Below are 26104 nucleotides of genomic sequence, written 5' to 3' on the forward strand. Positions count from 1 at the left end.
CCTCTACACACCCAGATATTGCTGGCGCACGGCCTTGTCGCCCGCCAGTTCGGCCATGCTGGCCGCATGCACGATCTGGCCCTTTTCCAGCACATAGGCACGGTCGGCCACGACCTCGGCAAACGGCAGGTTCTGCTCGCTGAGCAAGATGCCTATGCCCTGTGCCTTGAGTTCGAGAATCGTGCGCGCCATCTGCTCGACGATCAGCGGAGCAACCCCCTCGGAGGGTTCGTCCAGCAGCACCAGGCAGGGCTGGCCCATCAGCGTGCGGGCCACGCTCAGCATCTGCTGTTCGCCACCGCTCATGCGCCCGCCCAGACGGTCGGGCATCTCTCCCAGGTTGGGGAACAGCGCAAAAAGCCTTTCGGGCGTCCAGTGCGGCATGGCGGAGCCATCGGGCCATCGGCGAGGCTTTTGCTTGCCGACCTCGAGGTTTTCCAGCACCGTCAGCTCGGTAAAGATGCGGCGATCCTCAGGCACATAGCCCAGGCCGCGCTGCGCGATCTGGTGCGAAGCCTTTTTCTCTATCGCCTCTCCCATGAAGCGGATACTGCCCTCGCGGCGCGGCACCAGGGCAGCAATGCTCTTGAGCGTGGTGGACTTGCCTGCGCCATTGCGTCCCATCAGTGCCACGACCTCGCCGCGCCCCACGTTCAGCGATACCTCATGCAGGATATGGGCTGCGCCATACCAGGCGTTGAGGTTCTGGACTTCAAGCAATTTGGGGCTCTTGCCCTTATCCATCAAGCGCTGGTTGCTATGCATTTGATTCATTGCTGCTTTTCAAGAACGAGGCCGGTGCCGAGGTAGGCTTGCTGCACGCGCGCATCGTCGCGAATGGCTTGCGGACTGCCTTCTGCCAGCAGCTGGCCGCGCACCAGCACAGCCACACGGTCGGCCTGACCGAAAACCACGTCCATGCTGTGCTCGGTAAACAGCACGCCCATGCGGCGCTGCTGCGCAAGCTGGCGCGTCAGCTGCATCAGCGCGACACGCTCGCCCGGGGCCATGCCGGCCGTGGGTTCGTCCATGAGCAGCAATTGCGGGTCATGGGCCAGCGCCATGGCCAGCTCCACTCGTTTCACATCGCCATAGGCCAGGGCGCTGCAGGGGCGATCGGCCTGTGCCGCCATGCCCACCTGCTCCAGCAGGGCCAGCGCGTCGGAACGCCGGTGGCTGGCGGCACGCGGCCACCAGTTGAAGATCCTGCGATCGGCCGACAGCAAAGCCATCTGCACGTTTTCCGCCACGCTGAGCGAGGTAAAAGTCTGTGCAATCTGGAAGGTTCGCCCCACGCCCTTGCGCCAGATGGCGCGTGGCGGCAGGCCCGTGATGGGCTGGTCATTGAGCAGCACCTGGCCGCTGTCGGGCGGCAACTGGCCGCCGACCATGTTGAAGGTGGTGCTCTTGCCCGCGCCGTTGGGGCCGATCAGGGCCAGCAGCTCGCCCGCCTGCAGGCCGAATGAAACCTGTTGCACGGCTTTCACGCCGCCAAAGGCCTTGCTGAGGTTCTGTACATGCAGCAGGCTCATTGTCTAGCTCCTGATTGGTCCCTGGCACTCACGCGCGACCACAGCAGCTGCGCATAGCCTGCAATGCCCTGCGGTGCCAGCAGCACCAGAAACAGCATGGTCGCTCCCATCAGCGCGCGCCAGTATTCGGTGTTACGTGCCACGGTGTCGTGCAGCCAGGTAAAGGCTGCTGCGCCCACCACAGGGCCGGCCAGCGTCTGCACGCCGCCCAGCAGCACCATGACCAGTGCATCCACCGATTTGGTGACCGACATGGCGTCGGGTGCCACGCCGCCCTTGCTGAAGGCAAACAGCGCTCCGGCCAGACCGGCAAACAGCCCGGCGATCACAAATGCCGTCCACTGAATGCGGCGCACGTCGATGCCGATCGCATCGGCTCGCAGCGCCGAGTCGCGCGATGCGCGCAGCGCATAGCCCAGCGGCGAAAACAGCAGGCGGCGCAGCAGATAGATGCCCAGCGCGCAGATGCCCAGAGCCAGCCAGTAGAACGCCGGACCCTGCGATGCCCATTCGGGGGGCCATACGCCAGTCAGGCCGTTGCTGCCGCCCGTGAAGTCATCCCACTGAAAGACGATGGCCCAGCTGATCTGCGCAAACGCCAGCGTCAGCATGGTCAGATAGACGCCCGACAACCGCACGCAGAACCAGCCATAGAGCAGGGCGCCCGCAGCGGCGGCCAGGGGCCCGAGCAGCAGTGCGGCTTCCATGGGCAGATCCAGGGTACGCACCAGCAGTGCCGCACCGTAGGCACCGAGGCCAAAGTAGGCCGCATGACCGAAGGAGTGCATGCCGCCGGGCCCGAGTATGAAGTGCAGACTGCTCGCAAACAGCGCGGCGACAAAGATATCGGCCAGCAGCACGGTGGCATAGCTGCCGCCTGCGGCGCCGCTGGCCATCAGCGGCAGCAGCACCAGCGCGCTCAGCAGTCCCAGCCATGCGGCCGTTGCACCACGCCCCGAGCGGCGCAGCGGCTGTTCGGGCTCGCCAGCGCTGCGTGCCAGTGCCTGGGGCTTGCCCAGCAGGCCCCAGGGCCGCCAGATCAGCACCACGGCCATGACCAGGAACTCCACCACCAGCGTGAGCTTGGAGAACGACAGCTCGAAGCCCGCGATCTCCTGCACACCCAGCCAGATGCAGACGGCCTTGAGCTCCGCCACCAGCAACGCGGCCATGAAGGCGCCCGGTATGCTGCCCATGCCGCCGACCACCACCACCACAAACGCGGCGCCAATGGTGAGCATGTCCATCTCGAGGCTGGCGGGCTCGCGCGGCAGCTGCAGCGCGCCGCCCAGGCCTGCCAGCAGCGTGCCCAGTGCGAAGACGGCGGTGAACAGCCAGGCCTGGTTGACGCCCAGGGCGCCCACCATTTCGCGGTCCTGTGTAGCGGCACGCACCAGGGTGCCAAAGCGGGTCCTGGTCAGTAGAAGCGTCAGGCCCAGGAGGACGCAAGGGCCGACCGCTATCAAGAACAGATCGTAGGTGGGGAACTGGCGGCCCAGAATCTCCACCGAGCCTTCAAGCCCTGTGGCACGCGGGCCGAACAGCTCCTCCGGGCCCCACAGCCACAGCGCAGCATCCTTGATGACCAGTACCAGCGCAAACGTGGCCAGCAACTGGAATAGCTCTGGCGCCTTGTAGATGCGACGCAGAAGCAGTGTCTCGGTCAGCGCCCCGAGTGCGCCACAGGCCAGCGGAGCCACCAGCAGCGCGGGCCAGAAGCCGATATGGGGCGAGAGCCGGTCCACGCTGCTGTAGGCGATGAAGGCGCCCAGCATGTAGAACGAGCCGTGGGCGAAGTTGATGGTGCGGGTGACACCAAAGATCAGTGACAGCCCGACCGAAACCAGAAACAGCGACGATGCGCTGGCCAGTCCGTTGAGCAACTGGGCCAGCAGGCCGGATGCACTCATGCTGCGTAGCTCCTGAAGCTCGACATAGTGTGTTCAGAGATGAAAAAGCCACCTGCTGCAGTGCAGGTGGCCTGGCATTTTCGCCGAAGCGAAATCAGTTCGCTGTCGCGGGACGCAGCTTCTTCACTTCCTCGTCCGTGGGCTGGTAGTTCTTGCCGTCGGCATAGCGGTAGTCGACCAGCACGCCGCGCCCCAGCTTCTCGTCATAGGCGGTCTTGCCGACATAGGCCCCCATGGTGGACTGGTTGTCCTGTGCGCGGTAGGTGATGGGGCCGAAGGGTGTGGCGACTTCCAGGCCCTTGAAGGCCGCAATCAGTTTCTCGGTGTCGGGATCGCCCTTGGTCTTGCGCAGGCCCGCAGCAATCGACTGGATGGCGTTGTAGCCCACGATGGTACCCAGGCGCGGGTAGTCCTTGAACCTGGCCTGATAGGCCTTGAGGAAGGCGGTGTGCTCGGGGGTGTTGATGGAATACCAGGGGTAGCCGGTCACGGTCCAGCCTATGGGCGCTTCCTTCTTGAGCGGGTCCAGGTACTCGGGCTCTGCCGTCAGCAGGCCCACGACTTCGCGGCCCTTGAACAGGCCGCGTGTATTGCCTTCGCGCACGAACTTGCCGAGGTCGGTGGCGAACAGCACGTTGAAGATGGCATCGGGCTTGGCGTCAGCGAGCGCCTGCACGACGGAGCCGGCGTCGATCTTGCCCAGCGCCGGCGCCTGCTCGGCCACAAACTCGATGTCGGGCTGCCTGGCTTTCATCAGCGTCTTGAAGGTGGCAATCGCCGACTGCCCGTATTCGTAGTTGGGGTAGACGATGGCCCAGCGCTTCTTCTTGAGCTTGAGCGCTTCCTCCACCAGCATGGCGGTCTGCATGTAGGTGGAGCCGCGCAGACGGTAGGTGTAGTGATTGCCGTCGGCCCAGACGATCTTGTCGGTCAGCGGCTCGGAGGCGAGGAAGAAGCGCTTTTTCTGCTTGGCATAGTCGGTCAGCGCCAGGCCCACATGCGAGAGAAAGCTGCCCGTGAGCACATCGATTTTCTCGCGCGTGTAGAGCTCTTCGGCGGCACGCACGGCATCGCCCGGCGTGGCGTTGTCGTCGCGCACGAGGAGCTGCAGCTTCTTGCCGGCAATGCCGCCTGCGGCATTGACCTGCTCCACCGCCAGCTCCATGCCCTTTTTGTAGGGCTCCAGAAACGCGGGCTGCGCCTTGTAGCTGTTGATTTCGCCAATCTTGATCACGTCCTGTGCCCAGGCGGGCAGGGCGGCCAGTGTCAGCAGGGGCAGGGACCAGCGCAGCTGCATTGTCATTCTCCTTGGTGCTAGGTGGGCGACCATGGTCTGAGACACAGGGTCGTTGCAATTATTAATGCTCAATTTGAGCATTTATATAGACAAATAAAGCGCTTGTTCAAAGCGCGTGGGAATTGATCCTAGAGCAGCGTTTTCCCTGAGTCAAGATGGGCAAGACAGTTTTCCGGCGATCGGGCGGTATCGGAGCGCTTCATTCTGCTTATCACTATTCGATCTCAAGACATTGATGGGTGATTCCCCCGTTTCTGTGCAATTGCCGGACAATATAGGTCTTGTCCCGCTTGGCAACCGGCAGCCAACGCGCTAGCAGCCCTGACCTGCAGTGCCCCGCCACCGCCCAGCATTTGCCGCGCAGGTTTTCTGCTTAGAGTTTTTATTTCAGACGAATCATGAGTGCTTTTCTTGAAGAACGCGTGCTGTCCGTCCACCACTGGACCGACCGTCTTTTCTCCTTCACCACCACCCGCGATACATCGCTGCGCTTTTCCAACGGCCATTTCACCATGATCGGCCTGAAGGTGGATGGCAAGAACCTGCTGCGCGCCTACTCCATCGCCAGCCCCAACTATGAGGAGCATCTGGAGTTTCTGTCCATCAAGGTGCCCGAAGGCCCTCTGACTTCCAAGCTGCAGAACATCCAGGTGGGTGACACCATCATCGTGGGCAAGAAGCCCACAGGCACGCTGCTGATCGACTATCTGCTGCCCGGCAAGAATCTGTATCTGATCGGCACGGGCACGGGCCTGGCTCCCTGGCTGGCCGTGGCGCGCGACCCCGAGACCTATGAGCGTTTCGACAATGTGGTCGTCGTGCATGGCGTGCGTCAGGTGCAGGAATTGGCCTATCAGGAGCTGTTCGAGAAGGAATTGCCCGAGCATGAATTCCTCGGCGATATCGTCAAGGGCAAGCTGCATTACTACCCCACCGTGACACGCGAGCCATTCCGCAACCAGGGCCGTATCTCGGCCCAGATCAACAACGGCACCTTCCCGCAGAATCTGGGTCTGCCCGATCTGAATCCCGAGACCGATCGCGTCATGCTGTGCGGCAGCCCCGCCATGCTGTCCGAACTCAAGGAACTGCTGGAAAAGCGCGGCTTCAAGGAAGGCAACACCACTACGCCCGGCGACTTTGTCATCGAGCGCGCTTTCGTGGAAAAGTAATTCCGGCTTGTCCTAGACAAAAGGCCTGCATTCGCAGGCCTTTTGCATTTCCGCTGAGGAGAAGATGGCGGAGAGTCCATGTATGGCATGGCTGTTGTGCTTGACCTAGATGTTCTCCCCTGCGTTCTCGGGCAGGCGCTGCAAATCCATGGGCCTGGCGCTGGATGCCTTGCGCGCGACAAAAGGGACGGTCCACTGGACCCGGGACCTGCTGCAGGCCTTGGCCGTGGCGGCGGAGAACAGCAGAATGGCCGAGGTGAAGTAAAACCACATCAGCACTACCACCAGCGAGCCGGCTGCACCATAGGCCGAGACCACGGCTGCGGTGGACAGATACCAGGCCAGGGCCTGCTTGCCTATGGTGAACAGGGCGGCGCCCGTCAGCGAACCCAGCAGCAGGTATCTGGTGGAGGGCTTGATGCCAGCCCCCATGCGCATCAGGCCCCAGAACAGCAGCACTGCAATGCCGAAGGAAAGGCCCTCGTTGATCAGCCCCATCAGCGGACCCAGCGGCACAAGCTGCAGCTCGTCGTTGGCCCATTTGGTGATCATCTGGATGGCGGTTGAAAGCACCATGGATACCAGCAGCAAAAAGCCCAGGCCCACCACATAGCTCAGTCCCCACAGCCGCGAGATGGCCATGCTCCACCATGGTTTGTTTTCCTGCGGGCGCGACTCTTCACCCATGGACCAGAGCTTGTCCAGTGAAGCCTGCAGCTCCACAAACACGCCCGTGGCGCCCGAGAGCATCATCATCAGACCGAGCACGGACGCGAGCGAGCCCTGATTGGCGTTCTGGGCGCTGGCCAGCGCGCTCTTGACGACCTGTGCCGCGCGCTCTCCGACCACGCTCTGTATCTGGCTGATCAAGGTGCTTTCCACATAGCTGCGATCCAGCCACCAGCCCAGCAGGCCCACGACGGCCAGCAGTAGCGGCGCCAGGCTCAGCATGCCGTAGAAAGACATGGCGGCGCTCATGCGCAGACCGTCGGCCTGCAGCCACAGCTGTACGGAATCGATCAGAGGTTGCAGAGGCTGGGTGAGGCGTCGCAGCTTGTGCTGCCAGCCGGAGGTATCAAAAGCCATGTGTCGAATTCTGGTTGCGAAAACACGGAGGGCTTGTCAGCCTATGTCGGCTGGCATTGAGGATAGGCAAATATTTTGTAATTGCCGCCAGGGCTCTGGCAACTCTGCCATGGTGGCGAGCTTCAGCAGCTCCAGGTTCTCATCCTTTATCTGCTGAGCGATGAATGCTCACTTTTTTGAAGATGAACTCAATTGCATTGGCTTCCTCCAGGAAAGCGCATCGGGGTTTTCTCTAGTCAACTACGCTTGGCGGCCTTCTGGGTGTCGTAGTTCAATCCGGGTTTGCACCAGTCAAAGTGCAACTCTTTAACTACAAAAAACCATCCCGCTTCACGAAAGCTGGCGAGACGAGACATATTTCATGAAGACATCCTTCACCACCGCTTCTCCTGCAGATCGCGTGCTTTGCCCTGTCTTGCGCGAACGCATCATGACGGCGGACCAGGCCGCCGGCCTGATTCAATCCGGCATGACACTGGGCATGAGCGGCTTCACTCCCGCAGGTGCACCCAAGGCCGTGCCCCAGGCATTGGCACGCCGCATCGAAGCGCAGAACGCCAATGGCGGCAATTTCCGCATCAGCCTTTGGACGGGGGCGTCGACCTCGGCCGAGCTGGACGGAGCACTGGCCAAGGTGCATGGCATCGAACGCCGTCTGCCCTATCAGTCGGACCCCACGGTGCGCAAGGAGATCAACGAAGGGCGCATGCAGTATGTGGACATCCACCTCTCGCATGTGGCGCAGCATGTGTGGTTCGGCTTCCTCGGCCATCTCGACGTGGCGGTGATCGAGGTGGCGGGTGTTTTGCCCGATGGCCGCCTGATTCCATCGACCTCGGTGGGCAACAACAAGACCTGGCTGGAGCAGGCCGACAAAGTCATTCTCGAAGTCAACAGCGCCCAGCCCGCCGAACTCGAGGGCATGCACGATATCTACTACGGCGCGGCCGTGCCGCCCAGGCGCAAGCCCATCCCCATGGAGCACCCGTTCGACCGCATTGGCGAGCCCTATCTGCATTGCGATCCGGGCAAGGTGATTGCCGTGGTGCCCACAGCGCAGCGTGACAGGCTGGCAGCATTCACGGCGCCCGATGAGGGCTCCAAGCACATTGCCGAGAACATCATCGACTTTCTGCTGCATGAGGTGAAAGTGGGGCGCCTGCCGCCCGAGTTGCTGCCGCTGCAGTCGGGCGTTGGCAATATCGCCAACGCCGTGCTGGCGGGGCTGAACAACGGCCCGTTCGACCATCTGAACGCCTATACCGAGGTGCTGCAGGACGGCATGCTCGACATGCTGGAGTCGGGCAAGCTCGATACCGCGTCGACCACCTCGCTGGCGCTGAGCCCTGTGGCCATGGAGCGCTTTCTGGCCAATATCGACTATTACCGTCAACGCATCATGCTGCGCCCGCAGGAGATATCGAACCACCCCGAGCTGATCCGTCGCATGGGTTTGATTTCGATGAACGCGCTGATCGAGGCCGATATGTACGGCAACGTCAACAGCACGCATGTCATGGGCTCGTCCATCATGAACGGCATTGGTGGCAGCGGCGACTTTGCGCGCAATGCCTATCTGTCCATCTTCATGACACCCTCCACGGCCAAGGGCGGCAATATCAGCTGCATCGTACCCATGGTCTCCCATGTCGATCACACCGAGCATGACGTGCAGGTCATCGTGACCGAGCAGGGCCTGGCCGATCTGCGCGGCCTGGCGCCGGTGCAGCGCGCACGTCTGATCATCGAGAAATGCGTGCACCCCGACTACAAGGCGGCGATGAGAGAGTATCTGGAGCGCGCGCTGCGCGATGCACCGGGCAAGCACACGCCGCATCTGCTCGACCAGGCTTATGCCTGGCACCAGCGCTATCTGAAGACGGGCTCCATGCGGACCTGAGGGAGCATGCGCAAACCAGAAACGCTGCCATGGCAGCGTTTCTGGGTGATGCTGTCTGCAACCCGGATGGCGGTTTCGCAAAGCGCTCTGGATTTGCAAGCCTTTCCGGGGCGTGGGCGCGGTACGGATTCAGGTCACCGGTGCCGGATTGAACAGTACCAGCGCGTTATGCAACTGCCAATGCTCGGCCCAGGTCTTTTTGCGACCGCTGGCGACATCGAGCATCAGCCTGAACATCTCCCAGCCTATGTCTTCGATCGAGGCCTCGCCGTCGGCAATGCGTCCGGCGTTGATATCCATCAGATCGTGCCAGCGCCGCGCCAGGTCGCTGCGCGTGGCTACTTTGATCACCGGCACCTGTGCCAGACCGTAAGGCGTGCCGCGGCCCGTGGTGAAGACATGCAGGTTCATGCCGGCCGCCAGCTGCAGCGTGCCGCAGATGAAGTCGCTGGCCGGCGTGGCCGCATAGACCAGACCCTGGCTGATGCCGCGATCGGCCAGCCGCTGACCGGGCGACAGCACGCCGGTGATGGGGGCCGTGCCGCTCTTGATGATGGAGCCCATGGCCTTTTCGACGATGTTCGACAATCCGCCTTTTTTATTGCCCGGTGTGGTGTTGGCGCTGCGGTCCACGCGGCCCTTGTCGAGATAGGCGTCGTACCAGGCCATTTCCTCGATCATGGCTTCGGCCACTTCGGGGCTTGCGGCGCGCGAGGTGAGCTGGTCGATGCCGTCGCGCACCTCGGTCACCTCGCTGAACATCACGGTGGCGCCCGCGCGCACCAGCAGGTCGGTACAGAAGCCCACGGCGGGGTTGGCGGTGACGCCGCTGAAGGCATCGCTGCCCCCGCATTGCACGCCCACCACCAGGGCGCTGGCGGGCACGGTCTCGCGGCGGCGGGCGTCGAGGCGGCGCAGATGTTGCTCGGCCTGGCGCATGATGGAGTCGATCATGGACATAAAGCCCACATGGGCCTCGTCCTGCAGGCAGACCACATCGAGTGCTGGTTCGCGCTCGTCGACGATGGGAAAACTGCCCGGCGGCAGCAGGCGCTCGGGCTGCAGCTTTTCGCAGCCCAGGCTGACCACCATGACCTCGCCGCCGAAGTTCGGGTTGCGGCTGATATTGCGCAGCGTGCGCTGCGGGATCTCGGCTCCCACGGCATCGATGGCCACGCCACAGCCGTAGCTGTGCTCCAGGCCCACCACGTCGTCAACATGGGGGTATCGGGGCAGCAGCTCGGACTTGATGCGGCGCACCGCAAAGTCGAGCACCCCGGCCACGCATTGCACCGTGGTGGTGATGGCCAGGATGTTGCGCGTGCCCACCGTACCGTCCGCATTGCGGTAGCCCTCGAAGGTATAGCCTGCCAACGGCTCCAGCACGGGCGGCTTGACAGTGGCGATGGGCAGGCCCTGCAGCGAGCGTGCCTCGGGCATCTGCAGCAAGCGCTCGTGCACCCAGCTGCCGGCGGCAATGGGTTTGAGCGCATAGCCGATGACCACGTTGTAGCGGCGCACCGCACCGCCTTCGGGAATGTCCACCAGTGCCACCTTGTGCGCCTGCGGCACCTTGTCGAGTAGCGTGAGGCCGGACGGCAGCACGGTGCCCGCAGGCAGGCCGCCGTCGTTGGCAACAATGGCAACGTTGTCGGCCGCATGCATGCTGATGGAAAGCGGAAGTGGGGTACTCATGGCAATGTCTCAATTTTCTAGGGGCCAGCACTGCTACGGCATAGCAGTTGGCACAGTCTGCGCAAACGGCGCAGCCCAAGGCGAGGAACACCGAGCAAGGGCCGCCCCGCAGCGACGGTGTCGTCCCCCTCCCTTGCAAAGCAAGTTAGAGAGGGGGAAGCCGCGAAGCGGCTCAGGGGGGGGGCTTTACTTATTCAGCCTTTATTCCTGCAGACTTGATCACCTTGGCCCACTTGCTCACTTCGGCCTTCTGGTAGTCGGCCAGCTCGACGGTCGTCATGTTCGACGGCAGCATGCCAAAGTTCTTGAGGCGGGCCTGGACTTCGGGGGTGGCGACGATCTTCAGGATCTCGGCATGCAGGCGGTCCACGATGGCCTTGGGCGTGCCCGCAGGGGCGAAAACGGCCTGCCAGGAGCCCATGTCGAAACCCTTCTCGCCGGCTTCGGCAATCGTCGGTACATCGGGCAGCGATTCCAGGCGCTTGGAGCTGCTCACGGCGATGGGGCGCAGCTTGCCGGACTGGATGTGGGGGCCGACAACCAGGGCAGTGTCGAACATCATGTCCACCTGTCCGCCCATGACATCCTGCACGGCGGGACCGCTGCCCTTGTAGGGAACATGGGTGAACTTCACGCCGGTCTGGTAGGCCAGCAGTTCCAGCGCCATGTGGTTGGAGGTGCCGTTGCCAGGGGAGGCCGAAGTCAGACCGCCCGACGAGGCCTTGGCCTTGCTGCCGGCCAGCACGTCAGCCAGTGTCTTGTAGGGGCTGGAGGCAGGCACCACCAGCACCAGAGGGCCGGAGCCGAGCATGGCGACGGGCGTGAAGGACTTGACGGGGTCATAGTCCAGCTTGGAGTACAGGCTGACATTGATGGCGTGCGAGCTGATGGTGCCGCCCAGGATGGTGTAGCCGTCGGCCGGGGCGCGTGCCGCCAGGGCCGAACCCACGCTGCCGCCGGCGCCGCCCTTGTTCTCGATGACCACGGGCGTGCCCAGGGCCTTGCTCAGCGGCTGCGCAATCACGCGCGCCAGGGTGTCGGTATTGCCGCCGGGGGGGAACGGCACCAGATAGGTGATGGGCTTGCCGGTGGGCCAGTTGCCCTGTGCAAGGGCCGGTGCGGCGACAAGGGATGCGCCCAGCAGCAGGGCGCTGGCGGCGAGGGTGGATTGAAGCAGGGTGCGGCGTTGCATGATGGTTGTCTCTGGTTGAAAAGCGTCTTTTTGTGCTGTGGAAAGGGGTGCGCTTGAATCAGCTCGGCTTGGGCTGGATATGTGCTCTTTGCGGTCTTTCTGTGCAGGGGGCTGGAGTTCAGAAGCGCGGTTGCTCGCCGGTGAATTCCGGGTCGTATCTGCGCATCTGCCCCAGGTCGTCGCGGTTGCGGATGCCGCAATGCAGATAGTTGTCGTGCAGGCGGGCCAGGGCCTCGCGGTCCAGGGTCACGCCCAGGCCGGGCGTGGTGGGCACGCGCAGGCTGCCCTGCTCGAACTGCAGACGGCCGCCTTCGACGACTTCCTCGTCCTGCCACGGATAGTGGGTGTCGCAGGCATAGGTCAGCAGGGGCACGCTGGCGCACAGATGAGTCATGGCCACCAGGCTCACACCCAGATGGGAGTTGCTGTGCATGGACAGGCCCAGGTCGAAGGTGCGGCACAGCGTGGACAGGCGCTGTGTGGCACGCAGGCCGCCCCAGTAATGGTGGTCGCTGAGCACGATCTTCACGGGGCAGCCCATCTCGGCGTTGCGGCGGAACTCGGCAAAGTCCGTCACCACCATGTTGGTGGCCAGGGGCACGTCGCACTCGCGTGCCACGGCGGCCATGCCGTCCAGGCCCGGGGCCGGGTCCTCGTAGTACTCGAGCACGCCGCACAACTGCTGCACGATCTTCAGGCTGGTCTCCACGGTCCAGTTGCCATTCGGGTCGATGCGCAGCGGTGTGCCGGGGAAAGCCTCGGCCAGCGCCAGGATGCCGGCCGCTTCCTGCTCGGGCGGCAGCGTGCCGGCCTTGAGCTTGATGCTCTGGAAGCCGTATTGGTCGATCATGCGCCGGGCCTGGGCCACGAGCTGGGCCGGCGTCAGGGCTTCGCCCCAGGCGTCGGGGGCATAGGGCTGGCCCACATGCTCGGCGTATTTGTAGAACAGATACGCTGAGTAGGGCACGCGGTCGCGTGCGGGTCCGCCCAGCAGGTCGACGATGGGGGCCTGGGCCATCTGGCCCTGCAGGTCCAGCATCGCAACTTCGAAGGCGCTGACCACCTTGGCCACGGTCTTGGAGACATGGGTGCCAGGGGCCAGCGAGACCTGCTGACCCAGAAATTCCGAGGCCGTGAGCTTGGGCGGAGTGACCAGGGCCGCAACACGGGTCTCCATTTCATTGAGGGCCCAGGGCGAGAGCCCGACCAGGGCCGGTGCGGCCTTGGCCAGAGCATCCAGCATGGGTTGGTCGCCGTAGCTCTCGTTGATGCCGACCAGACCGGAAGCAGTCTCGATCTCGATGATGGAGCGCAGTGCCCAGGGCTCGTGAATGCCGGCGGCGTTGAGCAGCGGCGGATCACGGAAGGCAATCGGCGTGATGCGGATGTGGCGGATCTGGTGAGAGGTGCTCATCTTGTGATGACTGATGCGGCCCAGGAGCTGCGGGCCGAAGTTGAAATAGGGCGTCTTTGTGGTATGTTGTCGTACAACTGAAAGCCATTATCATCAGGCTCATGAGTACTCAGACATCGGAATTACCCCAATCAACCCCGTCTTTGCCGCTGACGGAGGGGTACGCGCTGCGCAGCAAAACCAGCAAGGGCAGCCGCAGTCTGGCGAATCTGTTGTCCGAGGAGTTCGAACACAAGATCCGCCAGGGCCTGCTGCATGAGGGGGAGAAGCTGCCCACCGAGTCCGAACTCGTGCGCAGCTATGACGTCAGCCGCACCGTGGTGCGCGAGGCGTTGTCCAAATTGCAGGCTGCAGGGCTGGTCGAGACCCGCCATGGCATAGGCACGTTTGTGCTGCCCGCGCGCCAGAGTGCAAGCCCCATGCTCAGCGCGCGCGAGCTCAGCGAGTCCGTCGATGTGCTGGCCGTGCTGGAGCTGCGCATCAGTCTGGAGACCGAGGCAGCCGGTCTGGCTGCCCAGCGCCGCAGCGAAGCCCATCTGCAGGTCATGAGCGAGGCTCTACAGGAGTTCGAGCATCATTTCGCCCTGGGGCACGACACTGTCGAGCATGATCTGGCCTTTCACCTGAGCATCGCGCAGGCCACAGGCAACCGGTATTTTCAGGACATCCTGCAGCATTTCGGAACGCTGCTGATTCCGCGCAATCGCATCGCCTCCATGCATACGCCGGCACGCGATCCCGACTATCTGCGTCGTGTGAACCGCGAGCACGAGGAGATCTATGCCGCCATCTTGCGCCAGGATGCCGATTCGGCACGCGCCGCCATGCGCATCCATCTGACCAACTCGCGGGAGCGCTTGCGCCTGGCCCAGCGCCTGAGCCTGAGCGCCGAGTCCTGATTCCGAAACCCTGGCCTGGGCGGGCGCTTGATGCAAGAGGCTGACCGCAGCAAAGCGCGGCGGACCGCCCGCGGCATGCGGCGGCCGTAGTGTCCCGCTGCGTCGAGCACTTGGGGGTGCTTCCAAATTTATAGCTTCAGGCGATCTTCAGGATTGAGTTTGACGCATATTTCTTGGATGAAAGTGACGAAGACCAAAGCCTGGTAGACGGCGGCGATCCGTGCTTACCCTTAGAAAAAAACGCTTGGTGTTCAAAAAAGCCTAGTTGTATGATGACTGACCACAACAAGGAGACATTTCACCATGGTCCGACGCTCGCACTTTCTGCGCTCTCTGCTGGCCCTGGCGGCCGGCGGTTTGCTGTCGTCCACATTGCTGGCTGCCGATGCCTGGCCCAGCAAGCCCATCCGTCTGGTCGTTCCCTATCCGCCCGGCGGCAGCTCCGACATCATTGCGCGCTCCATCGGGCAGTTGATCTCCCAGGAGCTCAAGCAGACCGTGGTGATCGACAACAAGCCCGGCGCCAATGGCAATCTGGGCGCTGAGTTCGTCGCCCGCGCACCGGCGGACGGCTACACCTGGCTGCTCTGCGATCTCGGCGCACTGGCCATCTCTCCCTCGATCTACACCAAGCTCAGCTTCGACCCTTCCAAGGCGCTGCGTGGTGCGGCCATGCTGGCCTATTCGCCCCATATGCTGGTGGTGCACCCCTCCGTCCAGGCCAGCAATCTCAAGGAGCTGGTGGAGCTGTCCAAGAAGCAGGACCTGAACTTTGCCGTTACCGCATCGGGCAGTGCCCCCCATCTGGCCGGCGTGGAGCTGGCCCGGATCACCGGCGCCAAATGGGTGTATGTGCCCTACAAGGGCGGCGTGCAGTCGGTGCAGGACACGGTGGCAGGCCAGACCCAGGTGCTGATGAACGGCATGCTGGCCACCTATCCGCATGTGCAAAGCGGCAAGCTCAAGCTGCTGGGCATTTCCAAGAACACCCGCATGCCCCTGATTGCCGATGTGCCGACGCTGGCGGAGCAGGGCGCACAGGGTTTTGCCTCGGGCACCTGGCAGGGCGTGGTGCTGCCCGCCAAGACGCCTGAAGCCGTGGTGCAGCGTGTGAACCAGGTGCTGCTCGGTGCCATCCGCTCCACCGAGGTCCGCTCCCGGCTGACCGGCCAGGGTGCCGAGGTCGTCACGATGACACCCGCCGAAACCGACAAATTCTTCAATGCCGAGCGCGCGCGCTGGCGCGCCGTGGTGCAAGCCGCCCAACTGCAGCTGGATTGAGCTGCCAGATCTTTTTGCTCTCCTCTTTTCAAGGATTACCATGACACCCCAAGACCTCAAAGACGTGATGAGTTCCGGCCTGCTGTCCTTCCCCGTGACGGACTTCGATGCCCAGGGCAACTTCAATGCCAAGGGCTATGCCGCACGCCTTGAATGGCTGGCCCCCTACGGCGCCAGTGCCCTGTTCGCTGCCGGCGGCACCGGCGAGTACTTCTCGTTGTATGGCGAGGAATACGGTCAGATCATCAAGACCGCCGTGGATACCTGCCGCGGCAAGGTGCCCATCATTGCCGGCGCCGGCGGCCCCACCCGCACCGCCATTGCCCATGCCCAGGAAGCCGAGCGCCTGGGCGCCCACGGCATCCTGCTGCTGCCCCACTACCTGACCGAAGCCGGCCAGGAAGGCCTGATCGCCCATGTGGAGCAGGTCTGCAAGAGCGTGAAGTTCGGCGTCATCGTCTACAACCGCGACCGCACCCGCTTCACGCCCGAATCGCTGGCCATTCTGGCCGAGCGCTGCCCCAATCTGGTGGGCTTCAAGGACGGCATGGGCAATATCGAGACCATGTCCTCCATCTTCATGAAGATGGGCGACCGTTTCGCCTACCTGGGCGGCCTGCCCACGGCCGAAGTCTATGCGGCCGCCTACAAGGCTCTGGGCACGCCCGTGTATTCCTCTGCCGTCTTCAACTTCATCCCCAGGACGGCGATGGCGTTCTACGAAGCCGTGCGCACCGACGACATGGCCACGCAGCACAAGCTGCTCAAGGAATTCTTCATGCCCTACCTGAAGATCCGCAACCGTGTCGAAGGCTACGGCGTGAGCATCATCAAGGCCGGCGCCAAGCTGGTCGGCCACGATGCCGGTCCCGTGCGCGCTCCCCTGACCGACCTCAAGCCTACCGAGATGGAGGAGCTCAAGGTCCTGATCGACAAGCTCGGCCCCCAGTAAGACCCGATGCAGGGGTCAGGCCAAGAACCGGGCCCCGCGTCTTCAGGAGACAAAGCATGAAAAAGATACTGATCACGCTGGGGGCCACCCTGGCCCTGGCCGCCCAGGCGGCCGGCAACTTTCCCGACCGGCCTGTCAACATCATCGTGCCTTTCCCGGCCGGCGGCTCCACCGACACCGTGGCGCGTGCGGTGGCCCTGAGCATGGCCGAGCAACTGGGCAAGCCCTTTGTCGTGGAAAACCGTCCTGGTGCCACGGGCACCATCGGTGCGGGAGCCGTCAAGCGTGCAGCGGCCGATGGCTACACCTTGCTGGTGGCCTCGCTGGGCCCTTTTGTGGTGACCCCTCATATGGTCAAGAACGTGCCCTATGACGCCAGCAAGGATTTCGACTACATCACCATCCCCGTGCAGGCGCCCAATGTGCTCGTTGCCAGCCCGACGCAAAAGGCCCGCAGCGTGAGCGAGGTGATTGCCGCGCTCAAGGCCAATCCCGGCAAGATCAGTTTTGCAAGCTCCGGCAATGGTTCCTCGGACCATCTGTCGGCCGAGCTGTTCTGGCAGCAAACGGGCACCGACGCCGTGCATGTGCCCTACAAGGGCGGAGCACCGGCCATCACCGATCTGCTGGGTGGACAGGTGGATTTTTCCTTCCAGAACGTCAATGCCGTGCTGCCCCATCTGCGTAGCGGCAAGCTGCGTGCCATTGCCGTGACCGGCAGCCAGCGTTCGCCCGTGCTGCCCGACGTTCCCACACTGGCCGAGTCCGGCGTCAAGGGTGCCGAGGTCTACTCCTGGCAAGGCATGGCCGCTCCCAAGGGCTTGCCGGCGGATGTCAAGGCCAGACTGGCCAAGGCCGCCATTGTCGCCGTGCAGCAACCCGACATCCGCAAGCGCTTTGTGGAGCAGGGGCTGGAAATCGTGGGCAACACACCTGAGGAATTCACGCGCTTTCAGGCCCAGGAGAACGAGCGCTGGAAGCAACTGATCCAGACCCGCAAGATCACCGCCGACTGAAGGCGGTCCGCCGCCGACGGGCGCTCTGCGCCTGCCGGATTTTCCTGCCGCGAACCGCGGCCCATGCACCCACAAAACCGATAACGGAGACAAGGCATGCGACACCCTTCCCGCCGATTGCTGCTCACACTGGTCTTGGCCGGACTGTCCTGCGCTGCCAGCGCACAACAGTCCGGCAAGCCCCTGACACTGGTCGTTCCTTTCGCGCCCGGCGGCGGCAGCGACACCAGTGCCCGCCTGCTCAGCCAGGCCCTGGCCAGCCGCCTGGGACAGACCGTGGTCATCGAGAACAAGCCCGGCGCTGCGGGGGTGATCGGTGCCGACCAGGTGGCCCGGGCGCCGGCCGACGGCAATACCATCCTGCTGGGCAATATCGGCACCCAGTCCATCAACCCCATCCTCTACAAGAAGCTGCCCTACGACGCCAAGACGGCCTTCGCCCCCGTCAGCCTGGTCGCCGAGCTGCCCCAGGTGCTGCTGGTGCATCCCGGCGTGCAGGCCAAGGACGTGGCCGGCCTGATTACCCTGCTCAAGGCCCAGCCCGGCAAGTTCAGCTACAGCACCTCGGGTCCGGGCGGCTCCATGCACCTGGCCGGCGAGATGTTCAAGAGCGCCACCCAGACCGATATCCAGCATGTGGCCTACCGAGGTGGCGGGCCGGCCATCGTGGACCTGCTGTCCGGCCATGTGCAGATTACGTTTGCCACCGTGCTCGAAAGCCTGGGTCACATCAAGGCCGGCAAGCTGCGCGCCCTGGCCGTGACTGGTGACAAGCGTGTGCCGGCGCTGCCCGATGTGCCCACGGTGGCCGAGACCGTGCCAGGTTTCAAGTCCATCTCCTGGGTGGGCGTGCTGGCTCCGGCCAAGACGCCGCAGGCCACCATCGACCGTCTGGCAGCGGCCATCCGCGATACCGTGGCCCAGCCCGACATCGCCCAGCGGCTCAACGAACAGGGCGCTGTCGCCAGGACCAGCACACCCCGGCAGTTCGCCGCGCTGATCGAGTCCGACTACACGACCTACGCCCAGCTCATCGCCGAAAAGGGGATCAAGGCCGAATAAGCTTTAAACCGCCTGGCGGCCCTCACAAGCGGGCCGCTTTCTCCCCTGGAGGCTGCGGCCTCCACCATTGACCAAAGCAAGGAATTCCCGGCATGGCGACCACCCGACCACGCGTTCTTCAATACGGCAAGATGCCGCTGACCCAGCTTGATGCCGAACTGGCTCAGGCCTACGAGGTGAGCATCCTCTCCGAGCAGCCCGATCCCGAGCGCTTTCTTGCCGAGCATGGCGGCCAGTTCGAATATGCGGTCACCTCGGCCGCCATGGGCCTGCCTGCGGGCGTGGTCGACGCTCTGCCCAATCTCAAGTTCGTGAGCAGCTTCGGCGTGGGCTTCGATGCCCTCGACAAGGACGCTCTGCTGCGCCGTGGTGCACGTGTGGGCTACACGCCCGGCGTGCTCGACGACTGTGTGGCCGACCTGGCCTTTGCCCTGCTGCTGGACGCCACACGCGGCCTGAGCGAGTCCGACCGTTTCGTGCGCCGCGGCGACTGGAGCCAGAGCCGTTTCGGCATCCGCACCCGCGCCAGCGGCAAGCGCCTGGGCATCTTCGGCATGGGCCGCATCGGTTCCACCGTGGCGCGTCGCGCCTCGGGCTTCGACATGGAAGTGGCCTACCACAACCGCCGCCCCGTCGAAGGCTCGCCCCACCAGTACCTGCCCTCGCTGCTGGAGCTGGCGCGCTGGGCCGACATCCTGGTCATCACCGCCGCCGGCGGTGAAGGCACGCGCCACCTGGTGAATGCCGAGGTGCTGGCGGCCCTGGGCCCGCAGGGCTTCCTGGTCAATGTGGCGCGCGGCAGCGTGGTCGACGAAGCCGCCCTGGCCGATGCCCTGGAGAACAGGCGCATCGCCGGCGCCGGCCTGGACGTGTTCGAGGACGAGCCCCGCCCCCTGCCTGCCCTGCTGGCCCTGGACAACGTGGTGCTGGCCCCCCACATCGCCAGCGGCACCCACGAAACCCGCCGCGCCATGGCTGACCTGGTGCTGCAGAACCTGCAGCAGTTCATCGCCACGGGCCGCCCTGCGGCCGAGGTGCCCTGGTCCGCCGCGCAGTGATTTCCTTTTCCCTCCGAGTCTGTTGAAGAGCCTTCCCATGTCCACTACCCCGACCATCACCGCCATTGAAGTCATCCCCGTCGCCGGCCGCGACGGCATGCTCATGAACCTCAGCGGCGCGCATGCGCCCTACTTCACCCGCAACATCGTGCTGGTGCACGACAGCGCGGGCCGTACGGGGGTGGGCGAGGTGCCGGGCGGCGAAGGCATTCGCCAGGCGCTGGAGGACAGCCAGCAGGTGCTGATCGGCCGTTCCATCGGCCAGCACCTGCAGCTGCTGCAAGAGGTGCAGAAATCCCTGGAAGGCCGCGACACCGGCGGCCGTGGCCTGCAGACCTTTGACCTGCGCATCGGCGTGCACGCGGTCACGGCCATCGAATCCGCCCTGCTGGACCTGCTGGGCCAGCACCTGGGTGTGCCCGTGGCCGCCCTGCTGGGCGAAGGCCAACAGCGCGAGCGCGTGGAAATGCTGGGCTACCTGTTCTTTGTGGGCCCCAGCGACAAGACCGGCCTGGACTATGTCAAGCCCGGCGAAGATAAGCGGGGCACGGACGACTGGACCCAGGTGCGCCACATGACGGCCATGACGCCCGAGACCATCGTGCGCCAGGCCGAAGCCGCCTACGCGCGCTACGGCTTCAACGACTTCAAGCTCAAGGGGGGCGTGCTGGCCGGCGAGCAGGAGGTCGAAGCCGTGACGGCCCTGGCGAAACGCTTCCCCGAGGCCCGTGTCACCCTGGACCCCAACGGTGGCTGGCTGCTCAAGGACGCCATCCGCCTGATGCGCGACATGCGCGGCGTGCTGGCCTATGCCGAAGACCCCTGCGGCGCCGAAGGCGGTTTCTCGGGCCGTGAAGTCATGGCTGAATTCCGCCGCGCCACGGGGCTGCCCACGGCCACCAACATGGTCGCTACCGACTGGCGCCAGATGGTGCACGCCCTGTCGCTGCAGTCTGTGGACATCCCCCTGGCCGATCCCCATTTCTGGACCATGGCCGGCTCGGTGCGCGTGGGCCAGACCTGCCGCGACTGGGGCCTGACCTGGGGTTCGCACTCCAACAACCACTTCGACATCTCGCTGGCCATGTTCACCCACGTGGCCGCCGCCGTGCCCGGCAAGGTCACGGCCATCGACACGCACTGGATCTGGCAGGACGGCCAGTACCTCACGCAGAACCCGCTGCAGATCAAGGGCGGTTTTGTGGAGGTGCCCAAGACCCCCGGCCTGGGCGTGACCGTGGACCGCGAAGCCCTCAAGCGCGCCAACGCCCTGTACCTGGAACATGGCCTGGGCGCGCGCGACGACGCCATCGCCATGCAGCACCTGATCCCCGGCTGGAAGTTCGACAACAAGCGTCCTTGCATGGTGAGGTGATGCTCCCCCTGAGGCGCTACGCGCCTTCCCCCTCTCTCGCTGTGCGGGAGGGGGACGACACCTTCGGTGCGGGGCGGCGCGGCCGGCTTAGGCCCTTCCTCGGTGTCCATCGCTTTGGGTCGCGCCTGCTTCAAATGCAGCGCCCAACTAGCTCACCCTCTTTTATCGAATCTCTCTTTTGGAGCATTTCATGTCCCGCTACGACAACCTCATCAACGGCCAATGGACGGCCGCCACCACCTACAGCCCCAACACCAACCCCAGCGATCTGTCCGATGTGATCGGCGAGTACGCCCAGGGCGGTGCCGAGGACGTGCAGGCCGCCGTGGCCGCCGCCGCTGCCGCTTTCCCAGTCTGGTCTACCTCGGGCATCCAGGCGCGCTCCGACGCCCTGGACAAGATCGGCACGGAAATCCTGGCGCGCAAGGCGGAGCTCGGCGAGCTGCTGGCCCGCGAAGAAGGCAAGACCCTGCCCGAAGCCATTGGCGAAGTCGGCCGCGCCGGCCAGATCTTCAAGTTCTTTGCCGGCGAATGCCTGCGCCTGACGGGCGAGACCGTGCCTTCGGTGCGCCCCGGCATCGGCGTGGAAATCACGCGCGAGCCCATCGGTGTGGTCGGCCTGATCACGCCCTGGAACTTCCCCATCGCCATCCCCGCCTGGAAGATCGCTCCGGCCCTGGCCAACGGCTGCTGCGTGGTGCTCAAGCCCGCCGACCTGGTGCCCGGCAGTGCCTGGGCCCTGGCCGACATCATCCACCGCTCTGGCATCCCCGCCGGTGTCTTCAACCTGGTCATGGGCCGCGGCCGCGTGATCGGTGAAGCCCTGGTCAACCACGCCGATGTGGCGGCGATCAGCTTCACGGGCTCGACGGGCGTGGGCCGCGGCATTGCCGAAGCCTGCGTGAAAAGCGGCAAGAAGGTGCAGCTGGAAATGGGCGGCAAGAATCCCCAGATCGTGCTGGACGATGCCGACCTGAACCAGGCCGTGGAACTGTCGGCCCAGAGCGGCTTCTACTCCAGCGGCCAGCGCTGCACGGCATCGAGCCGCCTGATCGTGACCGACAGGATCTACCCGGCCTTCATCGAGGCCCTGCAGGCGCGCATGGCCCAAATCAAGGTCGGTGACGCACGCGCCGCCGGCACCGACATGGGCCCCGTGGTCAGCCAGGCCCAGCTGGAGCAGGATCTGAGCTATGTGGAAATCGCCAAGGCCGAAGGCGCGCGCCTGGCCGCTGGCGGCGCCCGCGTGGCCTGCCACACGGGCAGCGGCAAGGATGGTTTCTACATGGCGCCCACGCTGTTCGTGGACACCGAAGCCGGCATGCGCATCAACCGCGAAGAAGTCTTCGGCCCCGTGGCCAGCGTGATCCGCGTCAAGGACTACGAAGAAGCCCTGGCCATGGCCAACGACACGCCGTTCGGCCTGTCGGCCGGCATTGCGACCACCAGCCTCAAGTACGCCACGCACTTCAAGCGCCACAGCCAGGCCGGCATGGTCATGGTCAACCTGCCCACGGCGGGCGTGGACTATCACGTGCCGTTCGGCGGTCGCAAGGGCAGCAGCTACGGCCCGCGCGAGCAGGGCCGCTATGCCCAGGAGTTCTACACCACGGTGAAGACGGCCTATACGCTGGCGTGATGATTGGGACCGCTCGAGCCCGCGGCAGGGCTTGAGCCGTCCATGTTTCAGAAGAAGAGCGAGCCCGCCCCGGTTGCGTCGGCCCTGCTGCGAAAGCTGCTACGCTGCGGCCCAGTTTTTCGCTCTTCTCTTCCATGGATTCGCTCACCCCTTTGCGCGCCTTCAGGCGCATTGTCGAACTGGGCAGCATTGCCAGGGCTGCCGATGCACTCGATCTTTCCTCGGCGGCCCTCAGCAAGCAGTTGCGCGCGCTGGAGGCACAGCTGGGTGCGGTGCTGATCCAGCGCACCACGCGCCGCATGAGCCTGACCGATACCGGCCGGGCCTACTATGCCGAATGCTGCCGGCTGCTCGATGGCTTTGACATGCTGGAGCAATCGGTGCGTGCGCAGTCCGGGCAGGTCATGGGGCGTCTGCGTGTGAACGCGCCGCTGTCGTTTGCGCTGAGCACGCTGGCGCCGCTGCTGGCGCGCTTCATGCAGCGCCACCCGCTGTTGCAGCTCGATCTGTCCATGGAAGACCGGCTGGTGGACGCCGTGGGTCAGGGCTTTGATGTCTCCATACGCCTGAGCGCCGAGCTCGCGGATTCCTCGCTGATTGCGCGGCGCCTGGCCTCGCTGTCGCAGATGCTGTGTGCGTCACCGGCCTATCTGCAGCAACACGGCCGCCCGGCCAGCACAGCCGAGCTCCGCGACCATGCGCTGCTGAATTACAGCCTGGCACAGGCCGACGATGGCTTGCAAGTTCCGAGCGAAGCTCGTGCCAGCGTCAACAACAGTCTTATGTTGCGTGAGTTGTTGGAGGCTGGCCTCGGCATCGGTGCACTGCCGTCCTTTCTGGCCCGGCCCGCCATCGCCCAGGGCCAGCTGGAGGCATTGAGCCTGCAAGACTGGGCAGAGCCGCCACGCCATGTCTATGTGGTCTACCCGACGCAACGTCACCTGCTGCCCAAAGTGCGCGCCTTTGTGGACTTTCTGGCAGAAGAGCTGCCTGCGGCCATGGGCGGCGATTCTTGACGCCGGATTAAGAGTCTCTCAAGCGCAGGCCTCTTACTCCTGCGAGGCCTGCGCCCTACGCTTGCGGTCCATCAGCCATGAAGGACACAAGCATGACGCAATGCCATGATTTTGCCTGCGCTTCGCCCGCGCAGCCCGCAGCCCATCTCGCCTCCGGCCCGCTGCCGCCCCCCATCCTCGATTTCTTCCACGACGTGGTCTGTGGCTGGTGCTATGTGATGTCGCCGCGCCTGCGCCAAGTGGCAGGCGAGCTGGGCTTGCGCGTACGTCAGCGCAGCTTTGTGCTGCAAGCTTCCCGCGCCGAAATGGTGGCCAGGTTTGGCTCCATGGAGCAGGCCAAGCAAACCATTCTCGGGCACTGGGAGGCCTGCGCGCAGCATGACGACACCCAGCGCATCGACATCGAAGGCATGCGCCGCGAAAGCTTCGAGTACCCCAGCGGCCTGGCCGGCGCACTGGCCTGCCAGGCGGCCCAGCTGCTGGAGGGCGACGAGGCTCACTGGAATCTGTTCGATGCCATACAGCACGCCCATATGAGTGCCCATCGCAACATAGGCGATGCCGAGGTGCTGCTGGACATCGCTACGCACACCGGCTTCGAGCGCAATGCTTTTGCACGCTGCATGGAAAGTGCCGAGGCCTTGAACCTGGTCCGCCAGGACCTCGCACTGGCTCAGCACCTGGGCCTGCGCAGCATTCCCAGCGTCATCGCTCCGGGTCTGCCCACGCTGCAGACCCTGCCCCTGGACCTGCTGCGCGAGCGGCTGCGCACCCTGGTGGGCTAAGCCATTTCCTCTCACTTTCTCACTTGCGCCGCAAGGTGCACAGCTTCCTAGGAAACACTCATGTACTTCTCTTTCCGCGCCCGTGTCCAGCGCTTGCCCTCCCTGTTGCTCGCGATGGCTGCAGCGTTTTCCGGCCTGGCTCATGGCCACGGTGGCCACACGCTCCCAGCCGGTGCCGGCCAGGACGTGGGCCGCAGCCCCTGGGGGCCAGGTGACGAGATCGGCCGCCTGAACCTGATCACGCCAGCCTCGCGCGCTGCCATCCTGCAGCGCATCGCAGGTGGCCAGGTCTATGACCTCGCGACCGAGTACTACGTGGGCATGCCCAGCTGGCAGGACGCCGGCGATCCGCACTACCAGTTCTGGATGACCCACACGCCACGCGGTACCGTGGTGGACGACCCCATGAACGTGGGCAAGAACATGAACACCACGCGCAGCTACACGGGCACGGCGTTCTCCATGTACAGCCATACCGGCACGCACATCGACGCACTCAACCACTTCGGCATACGCGGCAGGATCTGGAACGGCTTCAGCGCCGACGAGCATCTGGGCGACCGCGGCTGGCAGCGCACGGGCATAGAGAAATTCCCGCCACTGGTGGCGCGCGGCGTGCTGATTGACGTGGCTGCGGCCAAGGGCCTGGACATGCTGCCCGACCAGTACCGGATCACGCGCCAGGACCTCAGCGAGGCGCTGGCCCGCCAGAACGTGACGCTGCAAAAGGGCGATATCGTGCTGATTCGCACGGGCCGCATGAAGCTCTACGAGCAGCCCCAGGCTTATATGGCCAAGCCGCCAGGGCTGGGCCTGGATGCGGCCCGCTTTCTGGCCGAGGATGCGGGTGCCATGATCATCGGCGCCGACAATCTGAGCCTGGAGACCTTCCCCTCCGAGGTGGACGACGACTATGTGCCGCTGCACAGCTATCTGCTGGCCCAGCAGGGCATACCCATCATGGAGCTGGTGGCCCTGGACGCACTCTCGCGCGACAAGGTCTATGAGTTCGCCTTCATAGGAGGGCCGCTCAAGATCCGCGGCGGCGACGCCGCGCCGCTGCGCCCGATCGCCATTCCGGTGCGCTGAGAGCGGCGCTTGCCGAGGCCAGTCCCCGGGCGCCGCTCAGAAAAACAATGTGCGCACCCAGGGTGCAGCCAGCACGTTGACGGCACCGGCAATCATCATCACCAGCGATGCCATCACGGCCTGCACCTCGCCGGCCTGGCGCGCGCGGGCGACGCCGCTGCCATGGGCGGCTCCGCCCCAGCTGGCGCCCGTGGCCAGCTTGCTGCGGATGCGGGGCAGCACACGCAGCACGGTCTCGCCCAGCAGCATGGCACTGACACCGGTCAGCAGAACGAACAGCGCCGCCAGATCGGTGGGGCCGCCCAGCACTTTCTCGGCCTCGATCGCAAACGGTGTCGTGATGCTGCGCACGGCCAGGCCTTTTTGCAGCGCCTCGGACAAGCCGAACATATCGGCAAACGCAATGGTGGTGGAGATGGAGACCAGGCTGGCCACGACCACGCCGGTGGCTATCGACATCCAGTGCTTGCGCAGCAGCTTGCGGTTCTCGTACAGCGGCAGTGCAAATGCCACCGTGGTGGGGCCCAGCAGCCAGACCAGCCAGTGTGTCTGGGCGATGTACTGCGGGTAGCTGACATGGGTCAGCAGCGACAGGCCGATCAGCACCATGGGGGTGGCGACTATGGGCATCAGCAACGGGTGGGGATGCTTGCGATAAAGGCGCTTGTTGACCCAGTAACAGGCCACGGTGGCCAGCAGCGACAGCAGGCCGATGACTTCATTCGACAGCATGG

General features: G+C 64.5%; 22 protein-coding genes. 13 read left to right on the plus strand and 9 right to left on the minus strand.

Features of this window, described 5'->3' with window-relative positions; all coding sequences use genetic code 11:
* Positions 1-3: 3 nt before the first annotated feature.
* From O987_RS01160 to O987_RS01175, 4 genes are all read right to left on the minus strand, one after another.
* Positions 4-774, minus strand: coding sequence for an ABC transporter ATP-binding protein (locus tag O987_RS01160; protein ID WP_043370558.1), 771 nt, complete (start codon positions 772-774; stop codon positions 4-6).
* Positions 771-1532: an ABC transporter ATP-binding protein gene (locus tag O987_RS01165; RefSeq protein WP_043370559.1), complete on the minus strand. Its 762-nt coding sequence runs from the start codon at positions 1530-1532 to the stop codon at positions 771-773. Before O987_RS01165 ends, O987_RS01160 begins: the two co-directional genes overlap by 4 nt.
* Positions 1529-3442 (minus strand): ABC transporter permease, encoded by a 1914-nt coding sequence (locus tag O987_RS01170; protein WP_043370561.1) that lies wholly within the window; start codon positions 3440-3442, stop codon positions 1529-1531. Before O987_RS01170 ends, O987_RS01165 begins: the two co-directional genes overlap by 4 nt.
* A gap of 94 nt (positions 3443-3536) precedes the next feature.
* On the minus strand, positions 3537-4739 hold the full coding sequence (locus O987_RS01175; RefSeq protein WP_003059563.1) for an ABC transporter substrate-binding protein: 1203 nt from the start codon (positions 4737-4739) through the stop codon (positions 3537-3539).
* 398 nt (positions 4740-5137) lie between these two features.
* On the opposite strand from O987_RS01175, the gene O987_RS01180 reads away from it, so the two are divergent.
* Positions 5138-5911, plus strand: a complete 774-nt coding sequence (locus tag O987_RS01180; RefSeq protein ID WP_003059561.1) for a ferredoxin--NADP reductase — start codon at positions 5138-5140, stop codon at positions 5909-5911.
* A 105-nt stretch (positions 5912-6016) separates the two neighbouring features.
* Here O987_RS01180 and O987_RS01185 read toward each other — a convergent pair whose 3' ends face one another.
* Positions 6017-6997, minus strand: a complete 981-nt coding sequence (locus O987_RS01185; RefSeq protein WP_043370562.1) for a YihY/virulence factor BrkB family protein — start codon at positions 6995-6997, stop codon at positions 6017-6019.
* 361 nt (positions 6998-7358) lie between these two features.
* Between O987_RS01185 and O987_RS01190 the strand changes: the two genes are divergently transcribed.
* Positions 7359-8897: an acetyl-CoA hydrolase/transferase family protein gene (locus O987_RS01190; protein ID WP_043370564.1), complete on the plus strand. Its 1539-nt coding sequence runs from the start codon at positions 7359-7361 to the stop codon at positions 8895-8897.
* 129 nt (positions 8898-9026) lie between these two features.
* On the opposite strand, the gene garD is transcribed toward O987_RS01190, so the two are convergent.
* The 3 genes from garD to O987_RS01205 all read right to left on the minus strand — a co-directional run bounded on the left by garD (position 9027) and on the right by O987_RS01205 (position 13198).
* Positions 9027-10592 (minus strand): galactarate dehydratase, encoded by a 1566-nt coding sequence (gene garD / locus O987_RS01195; RefSeq protein WP_003059554.1) that lies wholly within the window; start codon positions 10590-10592, stop codon positions 9027-9029.
* A 190-nt stretch (positions 10593-10782) separates the two neighbouring features.
* Positions 10783-11784, minus strand: coding sequence for a Bug family tripartite tricarboxylate transporter substrate binding protein (locus tag O987_RS01200; protein WP_003059553.1), 1002 nt, complete (start codon positions 11782-11784; stop codon positions 10783-10785).
* Between the two features lie 118 nt (positions 11785-11902).
* On the minus strand, positions 11903-13198 hold the full coding sequence (locus O987_RS01205; protein ID WP_043370566.1) for a glucarate dehydratase family protein: 1296 nt from the start codon (positions 13196-13198) through the stop codon (positions 11903-11905).
* Between the two features lie 143 nt (positions 13199-13341).
* Between O987_RS01205 and O987_RS01210 the strand changes: the two genes are divergently transcribed.
* From O987_RS01210 to O987_RS01260, 11 genes are all read left to right on the plus strand, one after another.
* Positions 13342-14097 carry a FadR/GntR family transcriptional regulator gene (locus tag O987_RS01210; RefSeq protein WP_080731422.1) on the plus strand — a complete coding sequence of 252 codons (756 nt, stop codon included), beginning with the start codon at positions 13342-13344 and terminating at the stop codon, positions 14095-14097.
* Between the two features lie 303 nt (positions 14098-14400).
* A complete protein-coding gene (locus tag O987_RS01215; RefSeq protein ID WP_003059547.1) occupies positions 14401-15378 on the plus strand; it encodes a Bug family tripartite tricarboxylate transporter substrate binding protein in 978 nt (325 codons plus the stop codon).
* A 40-nt stretch (positions 15379-15418) separates the two neighbouring features.
* Complete coding sequence (kdgD, locus tag O987_RS01220) at positions 15419-16330, plus strand: 5-dehydro-4-deoxyglucarate dehydratase (protein WP_043370568.1); 912 nt, start codon at positions 15419-15421, stop codon at positions 16328-16330.
* Between the two features lie 56 nt (positions 16331-16386).
* Positions 16387-17346, plus strand: a complete 960-nt coding sequence (locus O987_RS01225) for a Bug family tripartite tricarboxylate transporter substrate binding protein (protein ID WP_003059545.1) — start codon at positions 16387-16389, stop codon at positions 17344-17346.
* Between the two features lie 96 nt (positions 17347-17442).
* On the plus strand, positions 17443-18408 hold the full coding sequence (locus O987_RS01230) for a Bug family tripartite tricarboxylate transporter substrate binding protein (RefSeq protein WP_043370570.1): 966 nt from the start codon (positions 17443-17445) through the stop codon (positions 18406-18408).
* 92 nt (positions 18409-18500) lie between these two features.
* Complete coding sequence (locus O987_RS01235) at positions 18501-19466, plus strand: 2-hydroxyacid dehydrogenase (RefSeq protein ID WP_003059541.1); 966 nt, start codon at positions 18501-18503, stop codon at positions 19464-19466.
* Between the two features lie 37 nt (positions 19467-19503).
* The gene (locus tag O987_RS01240) at positions 19504-20841 is read left to right on the plus strand and encodes an enolase C-terminal domain-like protein (protein ID WP_019044223.1); all 1338 of its coding nucleotides are present in this window, start codon (positions 19504-19506) and stop codon (positions 20839-20841) included.
* A 190-nt stretch (positions 20842-21031) separates the two neighbouring features.
* Positions 21032-22480, plus strand: coding sequence for an aldehyde dehydrogenase family protein (locus O987_RS01245; RefSeq protein ID WP_043370571.1), 1449 nt, complete (start codon positions 21032-21034; stop codon positions 22478-22480).
* 134 nt (positions 22481-22614) lie between these two features.
* A complete protein-coding gene (locus O987_RS01250; RefSeq protein WP_003059533.1) occupies positions 22615-23496 on the plus strand; it encodes a LysR family transcriptional regulator in 882 nt (293 codons plus the stop codon).
* A 92-nt stretch (positions 23497-23588) separates the two neighbouring features.
* A complete protein-coding gene (locus O987_RS01255) occupies positions 23589-24281 on the plus strand; it encodes a DsbA family oxidoreductase (protein ID WP_043370573.1) in 693 nt (230 codons plus the stop codon).
* Between the two features lie 60 nt (positions 24282-24341).
* Positions 24342-25370 carry a cyclase family protein gene (locus O987_RS01260; protein WP_043370575.1) on the plus strand — a complete coding sequence of 343 codons (1029 nt, stop codon included), beginning with the start codon at positions 24342-24344 and terminating at the stop codon, positions 25368-25370.
* 36 nt (positions 25371-25406) lie between these two features.
* Here O987_RS01260 and O987_RS01265 read toward each other — a convergent pair whose 3' ends face one another.
* On the minus strand, positions 25407-26102 hold the full coding sequence (locus O987_RS01265; protein ID WP_003059524.1) for an LrgB family protein: 696 nt from the start codon (positions 26100-26102) through the stop codon (positions 25407-25409).
* Positions 26103-26104: the final 2 nt, after the last annotated feature.

The sequence above is a fragment of the Comamonas testosteroni TK102 genome, assembly GCF_000739375.1.
Taxonomy (GTDB): Bacteria; Pseudomonadota; Gammaproteobacteria; order Burkholderiales; family Burkholderiaceae_C; genus Comamonas; species Comamonas brasiliensis.